Origin of the sequence: Microbacterium sp. AK009, from assembly GCF_013410955.1 — a bacterium.
Lineage (GTDB): Bacteria > Actinomycetota > Actinomycetes > Actinomycetales > Microbacteriaceae > Microbacterium.
Window position 1 is genome coordinate 202,778 of the sequence record NZ_JACCCG010000004.1, and the last position, 16,938, is coordinate 219,715.

The following is a 16,938-nucleotide window of genomic DNA, read 5'->3' on the forward strand; positions in this document are numbered from 1 at the left end:
GGTCACCCGATGACGCGGAAGTCGGCGCCGAGGGCGTCGAGCTTGGCGAAGAACTTCTCGTAGCCCCGCCGGATGATCCCGACGTTGCGGACCGTCGATTCGCCTTCCGCCGCCAGGGCCGCGATCACATAGCTGTATCCGCCGCGGAGGTCGGGGACGACGACGTCGGCGCCGTGCAGCGGAGTGGGACCGTTGATGACGGCGGCCTGCTCGAGGGCGCGACGCGGCACGCGGCGGCCCGGCATGTCCAGTCCCTGCGCGTGCACCTCGATGTCGGCGCCCATCTTGTTCAGCGCCGCGGTGAACCCCAACCGGTTCTCGTACACCGTCTCGTGGACGACGGACTGCCCCTCGGCCTGGGTGAGGGCGACGATCAGCGGCTGCTGCCAGTCCGTCATGAACCCCGGGTGGACGTCCGTCTCGACCATGACCGGTCGGAGCGCCTCGCCGCGGCGGAACCGGATGCCGTCCTCGCGGACGTCGAAGGACCCGCCCGCCTTGCGGAACACGTTGAGGAACGTGAGCATCTCCTGCTGACGTGCACCGGAGACGAAGATGTCGCCGTCGGTGGCCAGGGCCGCGCACGCCCACGACGCGGCCTCGTTGCGGTCGAAGATGCACCGGTGGTCGTAGCCGCTGAGGTTGGGGACGCCTTCGATCAGGATGACGCGATTGGGCTCGTAGGAGATGATCGCGCCCATCTTCTGCAGCACCGCGATGAGATCCATGATCTCCGGCTCGATTGCGGCGTTGCGCAGCTCCGTCACGCCGCGCGCGCGGACCGCCGTGAGCAGCACCTGCTCTGTGGCTCCCACGCTCGGGTAGGGCAGCTCGATGTTGGCCCCGTGCAGCCCGTCCGGCGCCGACAGACGGATTCCGCTCGGCAGCTTCTCCACGACCGCGCCGAAATTGCGAAGCGCGTCAAGGTGGAAGTTGATCGGCCGATCGCCGATGCGGCAACCGCCGAGGTCGGGGATGAAGGCCTGACCGAGCAGGTGCAGAAGAGGACCGCAGAACAGGATCGGGATGCGGGACGCACCGGCGTGGGCGTCGATCTCCTCCATGTGCGCGGACACCGCTTCGCGGGGGTCGAAATGCAGGGTGCCGGCCTCCTCCCCGTCATCCACGCGCACACCGTGCGCCTCCAGAAGGGATCGGACGACCTTCACGTCGCTGATGTCCGGGACGTCGCGCAGGACGCTCACGCTGTCACCGAGGAGGGCGGCGACCATCGCCTTGGTGGCGAGGTTCTTGGCCCCCTTCACGTCGACCCGGCCGCGCAGCGGTCGTCCGCCGCGAATGCTGAGGATCTCCCCGGTCGCTTCGGTCACGGCGATCTCCTGCTCCCCCGTGGGGGATCCCGCATCGCTGAGAAGGGTCTTCATCCGGTGGTCCTCACTTCGGTGTCATCGAGGGTGTGGCGAGGGATGAACGGCGTCGTGAGCCGTCATCCCGGCTTACCGGACGGGGAGTGTCCGCGGGCGCCACGCCTCCCGGCGGGCCTCGAACTGCGCGATCTGATCTGCGCTGCGCAGCGTGAGCCCGATGTCATCGAGCCCCTCGAGAAGCCGCCACCTAGTGTAATCGTCGATCTCGAAAGGCACCTGGAGGGGCTCGGTGCCGCCGGCTGCGGCGTCGCCGAGGATGGCAACACGCTCGACGAGGTCGACCGTCATCGTCAGCCCGGGCCGCGCGTCGACGGCCTCCCAGATGCGGTGCAGGTCGTCCTCCGAGATCGCTGCGGTCAGCAGCCCCTGCTTGCCGGCGTTGCCGCGGAAGATGTCGGCGAACTTCGGGCTGAGGATCACCGAGAACCCGAAGTCGCGCAATGCCCAGACGGCGTGCTCGCGGCTGGAGCCGGTGCCGAAGTCGGGTCCGGCCACGAGGATCGACGCGCCTTGGAACACCGATTGATTCAGCACGAAGTCGGGGTCTTGCCGCCAGTTGGCGAAGAGCGCGTCTTCGAAGCCGGTCTTGGTGACGCGCTTGAGATACACCGCGGGGATGATCTGGTCGGTGTCGACGGCGGAGCGCTTCAGCGGCGCGACGATGCCGGTGTGGGTGGTGAACTTCTCCATGTCAGGCCTCCACCCCGGTCAGGGTGTCGATGCCCGGCGAGCCGGACGCGACGTCGGCGTCGGTCAGGTCGCTCGGGCTGGACAGCGTTCCGCGCACAGCCGTGGCGGCGGCGACGAGCGGCGAGACGAGGTGGGTTCGTCCTCCCTTGCCCTGGCGCCCCTCGAAGTTCCGATTCGACGTCGATGCGCAGCGTTCTCCGGGCGCCAGCTGGTCGGGATTCATCCCCAGGCACATCGAGCATCCGGCGAAGCGCCACTCCGCGCCGAATTCGGTGAAGATCCTGTCCAGCCCCTCGGCTTCGGCCTCCAGCCGCACGCGGGCAGAGCCCGGCACCACCATCACCCGCACACCGTCGGCCTTCTTGCGGCCCTTCACGATTGACGCGAAGGCTCGGAGGTCTTCGATGCGGCTGTTCGTGCACGAGCCCATGAAGACGGCATCCACCGGCACGTCCTTCAGCCGCGTACCGGGCTCGAGCGCCATGTACTCCAGCGCCCGCTCGGCCGCGGCCCGCTCATTGGGGTCGGCGAAGTCGTCGGGCGAGGGCACGACGTCGGAGAGCGAAACCCCCTGGCCGGGGTTCGTGCCCCAGGTCACGAACGGCTCGAGCGCGTCGGCGTCGAGGAACACCTCGGCGTCGTAGACCGCGCCTTCGTCGCTCGGGAGCGTCCGCCAGTAGGCGACGGCGTCCTCCCAGTCCCGCCCCTGCGGGGCGTGGGGCTTGTCCTTCACATACGCGAAGGTCGTCTCGTCCGGGGCGACCATCCCCGCGCGCGCTCCCGCCTCGATGGACATGTTGCAGATCGTCATGCGCCCCTCCATCGACAGCGACCGGATCGCCGACCCGCGGTACTCCAGGACGTAGCCCTGGCCGCCGTTCGTGCCGATCTTCGCGATGACCGCGAGGATGATGTCTTTCGCGGTCACGCCGGGCTTGAGCTCGCCCTCCACGGTGATCGCCATCGTCTTGAAGGGCTTCAGCGGCAGGGTCTGGGTGGCCAGGACATGCTCGACCTCGCTCGTGCCGATCCCGAAGGCCATCGCGCCGAACGCGCCGTGGGTGGAGGTGTGCGAATCACCGCACACGACCGTGATCCCGGGCATCGTGAGCCCGAGCTGGGGCCCGACGACGTGGACGATGCCCTGCTCCTTGTCGCCGAGCGGGTGGAGCCGCACGCCGAACTCCGCGGCGTTGCGGCGCAGGGTGTCGATCTGCGTGCGGCTGGTGAGATCGGCGATCGGCTTGTCGATGTCGATCGTCGGGGTGTTGTGATCCTCCGTCGCGATCGTCAGGTCGAGCCGCCGCACGGGGCGTCCCTCGGCGCGCAGGCCGTCGAACGCCTGCGGGCTCGTGACCTCGTGCACAAGGTGCAGGTCGATGTAGATGAGATCCGGCTCGCCGTTCTGTCCCTTGACCACGACGTGGTCCTCCCACACCTTCTCGGCGAGGGTGCGGGGACGGTCGGGGATCGTGACGGTACCGACGGTCGGTGTATCGATATCGGACGTGCTCATTGCGTTCTCCTCGGGAAAGGGGTCAAGCCCGCGACGAACTCCGCGACGAGAGAGGCCTGGTTACGAGGTCTCGCCGCGGCCGCTAAGGAGAAGGCGAGCGATCCGCACCGGCTCAGAGTACCACCGGGTGCCGCGCACGCGACTAACGTCCGTCATCCCCGGTCCTCGACCCGTCCGCGCCGGCGTGGGGGCCCTTCTCCTCTGCCACGGCCGCCGCGGCGGCTTCCGCGGGGGTGCGCCCCGAGCCGTCCGGGAGGTCGGCGCCCGGCCGGTCCGCCGCATCCGCCGTGGTGACCGGCTCGCCCTCGCGCTGGGCGGCGATGAGGCTCGCGACGGTCGCGACCGTCATCGCCGCGATGATCACGCCTAGCGACACCCACGTCGAGATGTCCGGTGCCCACTCGACGTGCTCGCCGCCGTTGATGAAGGGCAGCTCGTTCTCGTGCAGCGCGTGGAGGAAGAGCTTCACCCCGATGAAGGCGAGGATGAAGGCGATGCCGTAGTGCAGGTACTTCAGGCGGTCCAGGAGCCCCCCGAGCAGGAAGTAGAGCTGGCGCAGCCCCATCAGGGCGAACAGGTTCGCGGTGAACACGATGAACGGGCTCTGCGTGATGCCGAAGATCGCAGGGATCGAGTCGATCGCGAACACCAGATCGGTGAAGCCGATCGCGACGAAGACGAGGATCATCGGCGTGAAGATCTTCTTGCCGTTCACGACGGTGCGCAGCTTCGAGCCGTCGTAGCCGTCGCTGATGTCGATGAAGCGTCGGAGGAATCGCACGATGCCGGTTTCGGCCTGGGCGTCGTCGTCGTGCTTGCCCGGGAAGGCCTGCCGCCACGCGGTGTAGACGAGGAACAGGCCGAAGACGTAGAAGATCCAGCTGAGGTTCTCGATCAGCACGGCGCCGAGCATGATGAAGACGGCGCGCAGGATCAGCGCGATGATGATGCCCACCATCAACACCTCCTGCTGATAGCGGCGCGGCACCGAGAACTGACTCATCAGCAGGACGAAGACGAACAGATTGTCGACGGAGAGGCTGTACTCCGTCAGCCACCCGGCGACGAACTCCCCCATCGCGTCGCCGGAGCCGGTGACCAGCAGCAGCACGACGGCGAACACCAGGGCGAGGGCGACGTAGAACACCACCCAGAGCGTGGCCTCCCGCATCGAGGGGATGTGGGGGCGCTTGAGGATGATGAGCAGATCCGCGAGGAGAATCAGCGACAGCACGACCAGCGCGGTGATCGCGAACCACGTCGGAATCTCATAGGTCATGGGCGTCCACGATACTCGCCGGGCCGGGGTTGCCGAGCCCCCGGAGGTTTCGGAACCGGCGGTGAGACGATCTGGTCCGGCACGACACTTACCGGGTGAGAGACAATGCGGATGCCGTGGAGCGGCGGAATGGGGAACGGTGACCGAGCAGACGGACGCGGCGCTGGTCGCACGGGCAGCGGGGGGGAGCGAACTGGCCTTCCGCTCGCTCTATCGCGCATACGTGCGGCCGGTGTACTGGGTCGCGCACGGGCTGCTCCACGACGTGTCAGACGCCGAGGACGTCACCCAGGAGACCTTCCTCGTCGCCTGGCGGAAACTGCCGTCGCTCGAGCTCGCCGGCGACTCCCTGCTTCCGTGGCTGGTGACCGTCTGCCGGCTGCAGGCGGCGAATCGGATGCGGCGGCAGCGCCGGGATCGCACTCACGAGGTCCACGGCGACCTCGACGAGACGCTCCCCTCCACCATCGACGTCGAACAGCAGGTCGTCGATGCCGATCTGGTCGAGCGGATCCTCGCCGAGGTCGGAGGGCTCAGCGAGCTGGACCGCGAGATCTTCCGGCTCTGCGCGACGGAGGGGTACGGGTACCAGGCTGCCGCAGACCAGCTCGGCGTGGCTCACGGCGTCGTGCGCAACCGTCTCTCCCGCATCCGCACCCGAGTGCGGTCCGCCCTGAAGGAGAGCACATGAAGACCACCGACCGCGCACCGCTGCCCCACCTGAGCGACGAGCGGATCGACCGCATCGAGGGCGGCCTCTTCGCCGACATCGACGCCGAGCGCCGCACGGGTCGGCGACGGCGGCGCACCGGCTGGATCACCGCCGGCGCTGCGGCAGCGGTGATCGTCGTGGCCGCAGCCATCGCCCCCGCCGTCGGAGGGATCGTCTCCCCCATGGCGTCTGACCAGTCCGCCGTCGCACCCGCCGGCGGGGACGCGGCCACACTGCCGCTCGACCAGCGCGCCACTTCGGCCGAGAGCGGCGCGGCGGACGACCTCGGATCCGCCGAGGGTGGCGCAACCGCAGTGGACGCGCCGGCGGACCGGGACATCATCACGACCGCGGCGGCGAACATGGTCGTCGACGACGTGCCGGCCGCCGCCGGAGAGGTTGGCGCCGCGGCCGCGGCCATCGGCGGGTACGTGCAGTCGCAGTCGATCGGTCAGAGCGGCACGCCGATCCCGATCGAGCCCGGCATCGGCGGACCCGACGTGTCGTATCCGCCCGCCTACGCGGGCGAGTCCGGATGGGTGACCGTGCGGATTCCGGCGGACGAGATGTCCGGATTCGTGTCGGGACTGGCGGAGATCGGCGAGGTCACGCAGTCCTCGATCGACCGCCAGGATGTCACCGAGCAGACCGTCGACCTCCGCGCCCGCGTCGAAGCGACGCAGGCGTCGGTCGATCGCCTGCAGGAGCTCCTCGCCCAGGCGGGCGACCTCGGCGACCTCATCGCCGCCGAGAGCGCGCTGGCCGAGCGCCAGGCGACCCTGGAGTCCTACCAGCAGCAGCTGGAGTCGCTCGAGGGCCAGGTCGAGCTGTCCACGGTGTCGGTGTCGCTCTCTCCGCGCGTCGAGCAGGTCACCGCCGACCCCGCCGGTTTCACCGACGGTCTCCTCGCCGGATGGAACGGACTGATCGCCACGCTCAACGGCATCGTCATCGCCTTCGGGTTCCTCATCCCCTGGCTCATCGTGCTCGGCGTCGTCGGGCTGATCGTGTGGGGCGTGGTCCGGGTTCGTCGCGTGGGACGCGAGCGTGCGCGGAACGACCGATCGGCCGGCGACCGAGTCGCGCCCGACGCCTGAGTCGCGTGCGCACGCCCGAAGCCCTGGTGATGGGGGTCACCAGGGCCTCGGGCGGTAACGCCTCAGGCGGCGATGGGAATCGCCGAGCTCGCCGGTACGACGGTGGGCGCTTCGCGCTTGTGCACCCACTTCTTCAGTGCGATGACGGCGAAAGCCGACACCAGCACGCCGGCGAGGATGGAGACCACGAAGCCCCAGACCGGCTGGATGGCGAAGAAGACGAAGATGCCGCCGTGGGGTGCGAGCGAGGAGACCCCGATCGCCATGCTCAAGCCCCCGGTCACGGCCCCGCCGAGCATCGACGCCGGGATGACGCGGAACAAATCAGCCGCGGCGAAGGGGATCGCGCCCTCGGAGATGAACGCGGCGCCCAGCAGCCACGCCGCTTTGCCGTTCTCGCGCTCGACCGGCGTGAAGAGGTTGCGTGCCAGCACCGTCGAGGCCAGGGCCATCGCCAGCGGCGGCACCATCCCCGCGGCCATCACGGCCGCCATGATGAGGTACGGCGAGGAGAACGGCTGTGAAGCGGTCGCGGCCGCGAGGCCCGTGGTGGCGAAGGTGTAGGCGACCTTGTTGATCGGGCCGCCCAGGTCGAAGCACATCATGAGGCCGAGGATCACCCCGAGGATGACCGCGGACGCGCCGTTCAGGCTGTTCAGCCAGTCGGTGAGCCAGGTCATCAGTTGCGCGATCGGACGCCCGAGGAAGAGGATCATGAGTCCCGAGGCGACGATCGAACCGACCAGGGGGATGATCACGACGGGCATGAGCCCGCGCAGCCACCGGGGCGCGGGCAGGCGTCCGAGCCACAGGGCGATGAAGCCGGCCAGCAGACCGCCGATGAGGCCGCCGATGAATCCGGCGCTCATCAGCACGGCTACGGCTCCGGCGACGAATCCCGGCGCGATGCCCGGTCGGTCGGCGATGGCGAAGGCGATGAAGCCCGCGAGGACCGGGACGAGGAATCCCATCGACGTGGCACCGATCATGAAGGCGACGGAGCCCAGGTACTGGCCGAGCCCCCCGGCGGGAAGATCCCACAGCGAGTTCTCGATGATCACGTTCGCCGCGTCGTCGGTCACCTGGTAGCCGCCGAGAAGGAATCCGAGCGCGATGAGCAGACCGCCGCCCGCGACGAACGGGATCATGTAGCTCACACCGGTGAGGAGCCAGCGCTTGATGCGGGCACCGACGGACTCCTGGGCGCCGGTCACCGTCGACGCTGCGGCGGCCGATCCGGACACACGCTCGGCCCGGGGATCGGCTGACGCGGCGACCGCCTCGGCGATGAGCTTCTCGGGCTGCTCGATCCCGCGTTTCACGCTCGTGCGGACAACCGGCTTCCCGGCGAAGCGCTGGGGCTCTCGGACATCGACGTCGACGGCGAAGATGACGGCGTCGGCGTCGCGGATGACCTCGGACGGCAGTGCCTGGTAGCCGCTGGATCCCTGGGGTTCGACGACCAGATCGACGTCGGCCTTCTGACCTGCCGCTGTCAGCGCGTCGGCGGCCATGAAGGTGTGGGCGATGCCGGTCGCACATGCGGTGACGGCGACGATCCTAGGCCGGGCCGCGTCGACGCTCTCGGGCCGGGCGGGAGCGGATGCCGCGGCAGCGCGGGCGACGCCGCTCTCGCCGATCGCCTCGCGGACGATCGCGACGACCTCGTCGCCGGTGCCGGCGCTGCGAAGAGCCGACGTGAAGCCGTCGTCCATGAGGCTGCGGGCGAGCTTGGACAACACGGCGAGGTGGTCCTCGGCCGCGTCGGCAGGCGCGGCGATGAGGAACACCAGATCGGCGGGCCCGTCGTCTGCGCCGAAGTCCACTCCGGGGGTCAGCCGGGCGAAGGCCAGCGACGGCTGGGTCACCGCCGTGCTCTTGGCGTGAGGGATCGCAATTCCGCCGGGGAGCCCCGTCTCGTCCTTCTGCTCCCGCGCCCACGCGTCGGAGTACAGCGCCTCGGCGTCGGTGGCACGGCCCTGCGCGACGACACGGTCGGCGAGGGTGCGGATGACCGCGGCCTTGTCGGAACCGAGTCCGACGTCCAGGCTCACAAGGCCGGCAGTGATGGTGTGCGACGTCGGTGAAGACATCTTCGAGACCTCCTCTGGTCTGCTCACGGGGCGACGCCCGCGGGGTTGTGACGCTCGGCGACGAGCGCGGTGGCTCGGACCTCCCCGGCGGGAAGATCGGCGGGGGTGGGGATCTGGGTGCCGGGGAGGGACACTGCGGCAGCGCCGTACCGCACGGCGTGCTCGAGGCGGTCAGCGGGACCTGCGCCGGTGACCGCGGCGAGCAGGTAACCGGCCAGCGAGCTGTCCCCCGCGCCGACGGTGCTCACGGCGCGGATGCGCGGAGGGGCGGCGTGCCATGCTCCCTCCGCGGTGACGAGGACCGCTCCCCGGGAGCCCAGGGTGACCAGGGCCGCGCCGACGGCGGCGGGAACGAGATCGGCGCCCAGACGCACCACCTCCGCCACCGGGTCGACGGCGTCCAGCGCAGTGGGCCCACCGACGAGCTCGGCGAGCTCGTCGTCGTTCGGCTTGATCAGATCGGGGCGACCCCGCTCGACGACGGCGGCCAGGGCGGCGCCGGAGGTGTCCACGGCGATCAGGGGCGCGCCGGGCGCGTCCCTGACGGCGTCGATGACGTCGGCGTAGAAGTCGTCGCCCACACCCGGCGGCACCGAACCCGCCAGCACGAGCCATCGGGCCCCGCGGCTGGCGGCGACGGTGTCGGCGATGACGGCGCGGCGGTCGGCGATCGTCAGGCGTGCACCGGGCAGGTTGATCTTCGTCGTCGTGCCGGCCGGATCGGTCAGGGCGATGTTGGCACGGACACGTCCGCTGACGGCGGTCGTGCGGGTGGGCACGCCGGTCTGGCGGAGCAGCTCGGCGTAGGGGTCGTGCGGGTTCAAGGGCACCACGGCCAGGGTCGGGACCCCTGCGGCAACGACCGCCCGGGCCACGTTGACGCCCTTGCCGCCCGCGTCCTCGCGGACGGCGACGGCCTGCTGCACCTCGCCGGGGCGGAGACCCGTGGCCAGCGCCACGGTGCGATCCAGCGACGGATGGACGGTAAGGGTGACGATCATGCGGTCCACACCTCCACGTCGGCGCTGCGCAGGGCGTCGGCGAGCTCTCCCGACGGTGCGGCGTCGGTGACGAGGACGTCCACGTCGTCGAGGCCGGCGAATCGCACCAGGTACTCCTCGTCGACCTTGCTCTGGTCAGCGAGGACGATGATCCGGCGCGCCGCCGCGACGATGGCCCGCTTGACCGCTGCTTCCTCCGGATCGGGCGTGCTGAGTCCGAACGCGGCGGAGATCCCGTTCGTTCCGATGACCGCCACATCCGGACGCAGCTGGGAGACGGCCTCGACCGAGGCGGAGCCGACAGCGGCCGCCGTCAACCCGCGGACGCGCCCGCCGATGAGGGTCAGGGGCAGATCAGCGCGGGCACCGAGCTCGAACGCGATGGGGACGGCATGGGTGACCAGCTCGAGCCGCGCGTCGCCGTCGGCCGGCGTGCGCATCGCGAACTCCCGCGCGAAGGCGGCGGTCGTCGTCCCCGCGTCGATGAAGATCGACCCACCGAGACCCGCCAGCGCCTCCGCCGCCCGGACCGCGATCCTCGTCTTCTCTTCGCCGTGCACCGCACCGCGGACGGATACGGCCGTCTCACTCGTCCCCCCGCGAGAGGCGGCGACGGCGCCGCCGTGAACTCGCCGCAGCGCGCCGGCGCGCTCCAGCGCATCGAGGTCGCGTCGGACGGTTTCGGTGGTCACGCCGAAGTCGCGCGCGAGATCCACCACCGACACCCGACCCACGGTCAACAGCTGCCGTTCGATCGCGTCGTGTCGCTCCGTTGCGTACATCGGTCCTCTTCCTCAAGGTTTCCCACACGTTACAACACAGACCAACACAAAGCAACACGCTGACACCTGCGATCCCACATTCATCCCCACCGCCTGCGAGCTCGTGGGCCCGCGCAGGGGGTCGTGGAGACCGCTGTCGGCAGACCCGCGATGGAAACGCCGTGCCCACCTCCCCGCCGGAGCCGCTCCTCGACGGCCGTTACCGCCTCGCAGATCTCGTCGGAGAGGGCGGGATGACACGGGGGTGTACCGAGCGGACGACGTGGTCCTGGGGCGCACCGTGGCCGTCAAGCTCCTGCGCCCGGGCCTCGACCCCCTCCGACGGCCCACGGCCCTGGAGGTCGCTGTCGCGGCGGGCGACATCGCCGGCGCCGCGCCCCTCGACATGCCGACCGCCGTCCTTCCGCCGGTGGTCTCACCGTCACCGCGATCGGGTGAGGAGTCGACGGTCGTCCTTCCTTCAGCCGGAGCGTCCGTTCCTCCCGCTCCCAGCGCAACCGGCACCGGCGGCCACGACACCGGCGGCGAACGACCCGATCGAGGCTACGGCCTCGACCCCCACGCCGTCCGACCCCGGGGTCGCTCCGGCCGTCGAACGGCCCGTGGGTCCGGCCGCACCGGCGGATGACGACGCGCAGCGCGACGCCGAGAAGGCCCAGCACGACGCGGAGAAGGAATCGGAGAAGGCGCGCAAGAGGCCGAGTAGGAGGCGGAGCGCGCTCGCGAGGAGGCAGAGGAGCGCGACGGCTGAGCGGCGACACGAACCGGGTCTGCACGAACGGGGACGCACGAAAGCCCCCGGCGAACCGAGGGCTTTCGTGCTGTTGGTGACCCCAGCGGGATTCGAACCCGCGTTACCGCCGTGAGAGGGCGGCGTACTAGGCCGCTATACGATGGGGCCGTCAGGCAACCGTTCGATTATGCCATGGCCACGACGCCACGGACAAATCGAGCCCGACCTCTCGGCGACGCTTGCCGGCGCTCCCTCGCACCGGTTGACTCGGGACATGCGAGTCACCAAGCACGAACATGCGACGCTCACCCTCGAGGACTCCGGCTCGACGCTGGTGATCGATCCCGGAGCCTTCACCGACCCCCTTTTCGACCTGGGCGAGGTCGCGGGGATCGTCCTGACGCACGAGCACCCCGACCACTGGACCGCTGACCATCTCGACCGCATCCTGAAGTTGTCACCGGGGACGCCGATCTACGGCCCGGCGGGTGTCGCCGCGGCCGCAGCGGGGTTCGACGTGATCGTGATATCTCCCGGCGACACCCTCCAGCTCGGGCCGTTCCGCCTGCGCTTCTTCGGCGGGCAGCACGCGGTCATCCACTCCTCCCTCCCCGTGGTCGAGAACGTCGGCGTCCTCGTCAACGACGCGTTCTACTACCCCGGCGACTCCTACACGGTGCCCGGCGGCGTGGACGTCCAGCTGCTGGCTGCCCCGCTCGGGGCTCCCTGGCTCAAGATCGGCGAGGCGATCGACTTCGTCCTCGCCGTGAAGCCCCGCCAGGCCTTCGGCACCCACGACATGACCCTCTCGGTGCTCGGCCGCGACATGCACCGCGGGCGACTGCGCTGGGCGACCGAGCAGAACGGCGGCGAGTTCTTCGAGCTCGATCCCGGCGACAGCCTCGAGCTCTGACCACCCGGGGAAAGGCCGCAGCGATGCCCGGCATCCCGTCGGCGGACATCGAGATCGCCGTGGCGCAGGTGCAGCGGCTTGTGCGACGCCACCTCCGCTCGCCGCTCATCGACGACGCCCCGCCCCGCCGCGCCGCCACGGGATGGGACTGCGAGACCTGGCGCGTGGGCGACACCGTCGCCATGCGTCTTCCGCGCCGGGTCGCTGCGGCGCACGGCCTCGCCCACGAGCAGGTCGTGATGCCGGGGCTGTCGCGAAACCTCGCCGCCGCGGGTATGGGCGCACCGGACGTCGTGTTCGCCGGACGCCCCGACGACATCTTCCCCTACCCCTGGTCGCTGGTCACCTGGCACGAGGGCACCGCCGGTCTTCAGGTGCCCCGCGCCGAGCGTCGCGCCTGGGCTGCACCGCTCGCCCGCGCGGTCGCCGCGATCCACCGCACGTCGCCGGGCGACCTCCCCCCGAATCCGGTCCGCGGCGGCGCCCTCGTCACCCGGGCGGAGAGCATCTCCGCCCGCCTGGCAGACCTGCGTACGGAGGCGAGGATCCATCCCGCAGATGTGGATCTGCTCGCGCGGCTGTGGGATGCGGGCCTGGCAGCGCAGGAGTGGCGTGGCGCACCCGTGCTCATCCACGGCGACCTGCACCCGGGGAACCTCATCGCCCGAGGTCCTCAGCTGGTGGCGGTGATCGACTTCATCGACGTCGCCCCCGGAGACCCCGCCTACGATCTCGCCGTCGCGTGGCTGTGTTTCGATGCGGGCGGTCGCCGCGCGTTCATCGCGGGCATGGGCGAGGCCTTCACCGCCGCGGACTGGGTCCGCGCGCGAGCATGGGCTGCCGCCTTCACCGTGATCCTGCTCGGGCACAGCGACGATGCGCCCGCGTATGCGGCGCTCGCACGGGAGACTCTCGCCGAGTTGCGCCCGGAATGACGAAACCCCCGGTGATCGGGGGTTTGTCGTCTTGCTGGGGTACCTGGACTCGAACCAAGAACAACTGAACCAGAATCAGCCGTGTTGCCAATTACACCATACCCCACCAGCCTCAGCCGAAGCCGTGCCGAGGGTCGAGTCTAGTCGACCACGCACGGCACACCAAACCGAGAGCGGATGCCGCGCGTCATCCTCCGATGTGCGCGACCAGCCGGCCCAGGCGATGCAGCGACTCGTCCTTCCCGAGGAGCTCCATCGACTCGAACAGGGGTGGTGAGACGCGACGCCCCGTGATCGCCACACGCGGCGGGCCGTACGCCACGCGGGGCTTGAGTCCGAGCTCGTCCACGAGAGCGCGCGAAAGGGCGTCCTGCACGGCCGCCGCAGTCCACTCCCCCGCCGGCACGAGCTCGAGGGCTCCGACGCACGCCACGAGCACCTCGCCCGCGGTGGCGGGCAGAGCGCTCAGCGCATCGTCGTCGTACGCCACTTCGTCGACGAAGAGGAAGCCGAGCATTCCCGTGACGTCGCCGAGGAGCGGCATCCGCTCCTGCACGAGCGGAGCGGCACGGCGCAGCAGCGCCTCCTGATCCTCGGACGGCGGATCGGAGATGAGGCCCGCCCCGGCCAGGTACGGGACGATGCGCGTGGCGAAATCGTCGGCCTCCAGCATCCGGATGTGATCGCCGTTGATCGACTCCGCCTTCTTCTGGTCGAAGCGGGCGGGGTTCGGGTTGACATCGGCGATGTCGAAGGCCGCGATCAGCTCATCGAGGGTGAACACGTCACGATCGGCGGAGAGCGACCAGCCGAGCAGGGCGAGGTAGTTCAGCAGCCCCTCGGGGATGAAGCCCTTCTCGCGCTGGAGGAAGAGATCGGCGCGCGGATCGCGCTTGGACAGCTTCTTGGTCCCGTCGCCGAGCACGAGCGGCATGTGGCCGAAGCGCGGGATGAACGTGGTCACGCCGGCGTCGATCAGCGCTCGGTAGAGCGCGAGCTGGCGAGCGGTGGAGGGCATGAGGTCTTCGCCGCGGAGGACGTGCGTGATCCCCATCAGCGCATCGTCGACCGGGTTGACGAAGGTGTAGAGCGGAACGCCGCCGGCACGGACGATGACGAAGTCGGGGAACGATCCCGCGGGGAAGGTGACCTCACCTCGGATGAGGTCTACGTAGGTGAGGTCCTCGTCGGGGACGCGCAGGCGCCACGCGGGCTCGCGGCCCTCGGCGCGGTACGCCGCCTTCTGCTCGTCGGTCAGGTCGCGATCGAAGTTGTCGTATCCGAGCTGCTTCGCCCGCCCTGCCGCTTCATTGCGTGCGTCGATCTCCGCGGCCGTCGAGTAGCTCTCGTACACCGCGCCGGAGGCGATCAGCTTCTCCAGGACGCCGCGGTAGATCTCATGGCGCTGCGACTGGCGGTAGGGCGCGTGGGGACCTCCCACCTCGACGCCCTCGTCCCAGTCGATCCGCAGCCACTGGAGCGCATCGAGGAGCTGCCGGTAGCTCTCCTCGCTGTCGCGCGCCGCGTCGGTGTCTTCGATGCGGAACACCATCGTGCCGCCGTGGTGGCGGGCGTAGGCCCAGTTGAACAGGGCGGTGCGCACGAGTCCGACGTGCGGCAGTCCCGTCGGCGAGGGGCAGAACCGGACGCGGACGTCGGAACCGGTGGCGGTCGTGGTGCGGGGATCGGGCGTGGCAGGCATCCGTGCCAGTTTAGGCGTCCGCCCGCGCCCGTCCGCGAAGCGCCAAGGGGGCCAGCGCCGAGGTCGCGACCACGGCGATCGACACCGCCAGGGCGAGGCCGCCGTACCCGATCCAGCCGAGGACCACCCCGGCGAGGATCGCTCCGCCGGCGCCCACGAGGCTCATGAGGAAGTCGCTCAGACCCTGACGGCGCGTGCGGCGCCCTTCTGAGGAGGCCTCGGTGAGCAGCGCCGACCCCGCGACGGTCGACGCGCTCCATCCGAGGCCCAGGAGGATGAGGCCGACGGTCACCCAGAAGGTCGAGTCCTGACCGAAGGACGCCGTCACGAGGGAGGCGGCGAGGATGGCCTGGCCGAGGAGGATCGTGGGGATGCGACCGAGGCGATCGGCGAGGACGCCGAAGATCGGCGCCGCGGCATACATCCCGGCGATGTGGAGACTGATGGTGAAGCCGATGACGGTGAGGGTCGCGCCCTGGTGGAGGAGGTGCACCGGCGTCATCGCCATGACCGACACCATCACCCCGTGCGCCGCGGCGATGGCGAAGATCGCGTACCGCGCGGGCCGGGGATGGTCGGTGCGCGGCGCGATGGCCGACCCGCCCGCCGCTTCCCTGCTGATCACGAGCTGCTGGGCCGTGAGCAACGGATCCGGTCGCAGGGCCGAGAGGTACAGGGCGATCGCGAGCGCCTGTCCGAGAACGGTGAAGACGTACGGCCCCGTGAGGGCGGGAAGGCCGAGGAGGCCGCCGACGGCCTCGCCGGGGCCGGTGAGATTCGGACCGAGGACCGCGCCGATCGTCGTCGCCCAGACCACGATCGACAGATCCCGGCCCCGAGTGGCATCCGTGGCGAGGTCTGCGGCGGCGAAGCGGGACTGGAGGTTCGCCGCCTGGCCCGCGCCGACCAGCAGGAACGCCACGAGCAGCAGCGGGAACGATGCCGCTGCCACCGCGGTGATGACGCCGGCAACGCCGACGAGCGCGATTGCCATGCCGGCGGCCAGCGACAGCCGCCGGCCGCGTCGCCGGGCGAGCGCGGCGAGTGGGACGGCCGTGAAGGCGGTGCCGAGCGTCACGGCCGCGGCGGCCAGGCCCGACAGCGACTCCTCGCCCGAGACCTCGCCGGCGAGGATCGCGCCGAGCGAGATCGTCGCGCCGAAGGCGATGCCGCCGAGGATCTGGCCCGCTGAGAGCACCCGCACGGTCCGGCGCTGGATGACCGCGGCGGCGGCGAGGGCGTCGTCGAACCCGGTCACCGGTCGCGCGCGCGATGAGCGCCCGGCATCCGGACCCCCGGTCATCACCCCTCGCCGGCGGCGCGCGCGGTGTTGCGAAGGGTTCCGAGTCCCTCGACCTCGACGTCGACCGTGTCGCCGGGGGCGATAGGTCCGACTCCCGCCGGGGTCCCCGTCAGCACCACGTCGCCGGGAAGCAGGGTGAACGCCGCCGAAGCGTAGGCGATGATGTCGGCGACGGAGAAGATCATGTCGGTCAGCGGCGCGCTCTGCACGGTCTCGCCGTTTCGCCGCGTCGTCAGACGGGCAGGCGCCGTCGGGTCGAACTCGGTCTCGATCGCCGGCCCGAGCGGGCAGAACGTGTCGAACCCCTTCGCCCGCGACCACTGTCCGTCGCTGCGCTGCAGGTCGCGCGCCGTGACATCGTTGCCGATCGTGTAGCCGAACACGTGATCGAGGGCACGCTCGGCGGGAACGTTCTTCGTCACCCGGCCGATCACCGCCGCGAGCTCGCCCTCGAAGTCCACCCGCTCCGACTGCGTCGGCAGCACGATCGCATCGCCGGGGCCGATGACGGCCGTGTTGGGTTTGAAGAACAGCAGCGGCTCGGCGGGCACGTCGTTGCCGAGCTCGGCGGCGTGGTCCCGATAGTTGCGACCGACGCAGACGATCTTCGAACGCGGGATGACCGGCGCCAGCAGCGTCACCGCGCCGAGCGGAACCCGCTCCCCGGTCGTGTCGAAGCCGGCGAACATCGGGTCGCCGGCGAGGACGACGAGTTCGCCGTCGTCGACGATTCCGTAGCTGATCGTGTCGTTGTGGCTGAAGCGGGCGACTCTCACCCGCTCAGCCTAGCGATC

15 protein-coding genes and 2 tRNA genes are annotated in these 16,938 nt (G+C 70.3%); 5 read left to right on the top strand and 12 right to left on the bottom strand.

Annotated elements, in window-relative coordinates; all coding sequences use genetic code 11:
* Positions 1-2: 2 nt before the first annotated feature.
* From murA to HDC37_RS10060, 4 genes are all read right to left on the bottom strand, one after another.
* Positions 3-1,385, bottom strand: a complete 1,383-nt coding sequence (murA, locus tag HDC37_RS10045) for a UDP-N-acetylglucosamine 1-carboxyvinyltransferase (protein WP_179560266.1) — start codon at positions 1,383-1,385, stop codon at positions 3-5.
* A gap of 72 nt (positions 1,386-1,457) precedes the next feature.
* On the bottom strand, positions 1,458-2,078 hold the full coding sequence (leuD, locus tag HDC37_RS10050; RefSeq protein WP_179560267.1) for a 3-isopropylmalate dehydratase small subunit: 621 nt from the start codon (positions 2,076-2,078) through the stop codon (positions 1,458-1,460).
* A gap of 1 nt (position 2,079) precedes the next feature.
* The gene (gene leuC, locus HDC37_RS10055) at positions 2,080-3,594 is read right to left on the bottom strand and encodes a 3-isopropylmalate dehydratase large subunit (protein ID WP_179560268.1); all 1,515 of its coding nucleotides are present in this window, start codon (positions 3,592-3,594) and stop codon (positions 2,080-2,082) included.
* 142 nt (positions 3,595-3,736) lie between these two features.
* A complete protein-coding gene (locus HDC37_RS10060; RefSeq protein WP_179560269.1) occupies positions 3,737-4,873 on the bottom strand; it encodes a TerC family protein in 1,137 nt (378 codons plus the stop codon).
* Positions 4,874-5,012: 139 nt separating this feature from the next.
* Here HDC37_RS10060 and HDC37_RS10065 point away from each other — a divergent pair, with 139 nt between their 5' ends.
* Together HDC37_RS10065 and HDC37_RS10070 are read left to right on the top strand one after the other, a co-directional pair.
* A complete protein-coding gene (locus tag HDC37_RS10065; protein WP_308472169.1) occupies positions 5,013-5,564 on the top strand; it encodes an RNA polymerase sigma factor in 552 nt (183 codons plus the stop codon).
* Entirely contained in the window at positions 5,561-6,682 is a 1,122-nt protein-coding gene (locus HDC37_RS10070; protein WP_179560271.1) for a DUF4349 domain-containing protein, read from the top strand. Before HDC37_RS10065 ends, HDC37_RS10070 begins: the two co-directional genes overlap by 4 nt.
* A 62-nt stretch (positions 6,683-6,744) precedes the next feature.
* Here the strand turns inward: HDC37_RS10070 and HDC37_RS10075 are convergent, their stop codons facing one another.
* Genes HDC37_RS10075 through HDC37_RS10085 form a run of 3 tightly spaced genes read right to left on the bottom strand, consistent with a single transcriptional unit; the run spans position 6,745 to position 10,558 of the window.
* Positions 6,745-8,775 carry a fructose-specific PTS transporter subunit EIIC gene (locus tag HDC37_RS10075; RefSeq protein WP_179560272.1) on the bottom strand — a complete coding sequence of 677 codons (2,031 nt, stop codon included), beginning with the start codon at positions 8,773-8,775 and terminating at the stop codon, positions 6,745-6,747.
* A gap of 23 nt (positions 8,776-8,798) precedes the next feature.
* Complete coding sequence (locus HDC37_RS10080) at positions 8,799-9,776, bottom strand: 1-phosphofructokinase family hexose kinase (protein ID WP_179560273.1); 978 nt, start codon at positions 9,774-9,776, stop codon at positions 8,799-8,801.
* Complete coding sequence (locus HDC37_RS10085; protein ID WP_179560274.1) at positions 9,773-10,558, bottom strand: DeoR/GlpR family DNA-binding transcription regulator; 786 nt, start codon at positions 10,556-10,558, stop codon at positions 9,773-9,775. Before HDC37_RS10085 ends, HDC37_RS10080 begins: the two co-directional genes overlap by 4 nt.
* A 244-nt stretch (positions 10,559-10,802) precedes the next feature.
* Between HDC37_RS10085 and HDC37_RS10090 the strand changes: the two genes are divergently transcribed.
* Positions 10,803-11,186, top strand: coding sequence for a hypothetical protein (locus HDC37_RS10090; protein WP_179560275.1), 384 nt, complete (start codon positions 10,803-10,805; stop codon positions 11,184-11,186).
* Positions 11,187-11,383: 197 nt separating this feature from the next.
* Here HDC37_RS10090 and HDC37_RS10095 read toward each other — a convergent pair.
* Positions 11,384-11,459, bottom strand: a tRNA-Glu gene (locus HDC37_RS10095).
* 106 nt (positions 11,460-11,565) lie between these two features.
* On the opposite strand from HDC37_RS10095, the gene HDC37_RS10100 reads away from it, so the two are divergent.
* Positions 11,566-12,204, top strand: a complete 639-nt coding sequence (locus HDC37_RS10100) for an MBL fold metallo-hydrolase (RefSeq protein ID WP_179560276.1) — start codon at positions 11,566-11,568, stop codon at positions 12,202-12,204.
* Positions 12,205-12,227: 23 nt separating this feature from the next.
* Complete coding sequence (locus tag HDC37_RS10105; RefSeq protein WP_179560277.1) at positions 12,228-13,139, top strand: phosphotransferase; 912 nt, start codon at positions 12,228-12,230, stop codon at positions 13,137-13,139.
* A gap of 34 nt (positions 13,140-13,173) precedes the next feature.
* Here HDC37_RS10105 and HDC37_RS10110 read toward each other — a convergent pair.
* The 4 genes from HDC37_RS10110 to HDC37_RS10125 all read right to left on the bottom strand — a co-directional run bounded on the left by HDC37_RS10110 (position 13,174) and on the right by HDC37_RS10125 (position 16,920).
* Positions 13,174-13,245 (bottom strand) — tRNA-Gln (locus tag HDC37_RS10110).
* Between the two features lie 81 nt (positions 13,246-13,326).
* Positions 13,327-14,841, bottom strand: a complete 1,515-nt coding sequence (gltX, locus tag HDC37_RS10115; protein ID WP_179560278.1) for a glutamate--tRNA ligase — start codon at positions 14,839-14,841, stop codon at positions 13,327-13,329.
* A gap of 10 nt (positions 14,842-14,851) precedes the next feature.
* A complete protein-coding gene (locus tag HDC37_RS10120) occupies positions 14,852-16,144 on the bottom strand; it encodes an MFS transporter (protein ID WP_179560279.1) in 1,293 nt (430 codons plus the stop codon).
* Complete coding sequence (locus HDC37_RS10125) at positions 16,144-16,920, bottom strand: fumarylacetoacetate hydrolase family protein (protein ID WP_179560280.1); 777 nt, start codon at positions 16,918-16,920, stop codon at positions 16,144-16,146. Before HDC37_RS10125 ends, HDC37_RS10120 begins: the two co-directional genes overlap by 1 nt.
* Between the last annotated feature and the right edge of the window lie 18 nt (positions 16,921-16,938).

What these genes read in the sequence shown, in the direction of transcription:
- HDC37_RS10105 (WP_179560277.1), top strand. Translation starts at nt 12,228, where the DNA reads ATGCCCGGCATCCCGTCGGCGGACATCGAGATCGCCGTGGCGCAGGTG.
- HDC37_RS10080 (WP_179560273.1), bottom strand. Translation starts at nt 9,776, where the DNA reads ATGATCGTCACCCTTACCGTCCATCCGTCGCTGGATCGCACCGTGGCG.
- HDC37_RS10120 (WP_179560279.1), bottom strand. Translation starts at nt 16,144, where the DNA reads ATGACCGGGGGTCCGGATGCCGGGCGCTCATCGCGCGCGCGACCGGTG.
- HDC37_RS10100 (WP_179560276.1), top strand. Translation starts at nt 11,566, where the DNA reads ATGCGAGTCACCAAGCACGAACATGCGACGCTCACCCTCGAGGACTCC.
- HDC37_RS10070 (WP_179560271.1), top strand. Translation starts at nt 5,561, where the DNA reads ATGAAGACCACCGACCGCGCACCGCTGCCCCACCTGAGCGACGAGCGG.
- gltX (WP_179560278.1), bottom strand. Translation starts at nt 14,841, where the DNA reads ATGCCTGCCACGCCCGATCCCCGCACCACGACCGCCACCGGTTCCGAC.
- HDC37_RS10075 (WP_179560272.1), bottom strand. Translation starts at nt 8,775, where the DNA reads ATGTCTTCACCGACGTCGCACACCATCACTGCCGGCCTTGTGAGCCTG.
- leuD (WP_179560267.1), bottom strand. Translation starts at nt 2,078, where the DNA reads ATGGAGAAGTTCACCACCCACACCGGCATCGTCGCGCCGCTGAAGCGC.
- HDC37_RS10060 (WP_179560269.1), bottom strand. Translation starts at nt 4,873, where the DNA reads ATGACCTATGAGATTCCGACGTGGTTCGCGATCACCGCGCTGGTCGTG.
- murA (WP_179560266.1), bottom strand. Translation starts at nt 1,385, where the DNA reads ATGAAGACCCTTCTCAGCGATGCGGGATCCCCCACGGGGGAGCAGGAG.
- leuC (WP_179560268.1), bottom strand. Translation starts at nt 3,594, where the DNA reads ATGAGCACGTCCGATATCGATACACCGACCGTCGGTACCGTCACGATC.
- HDC37_RS10085 (WP_179560274.1), bottom strand. Translation starts at nt 10,558, where the DNA reads ATGTACGCAACGGAGCGACACGACGCGATCGAACGGCAGCTGTTGACC.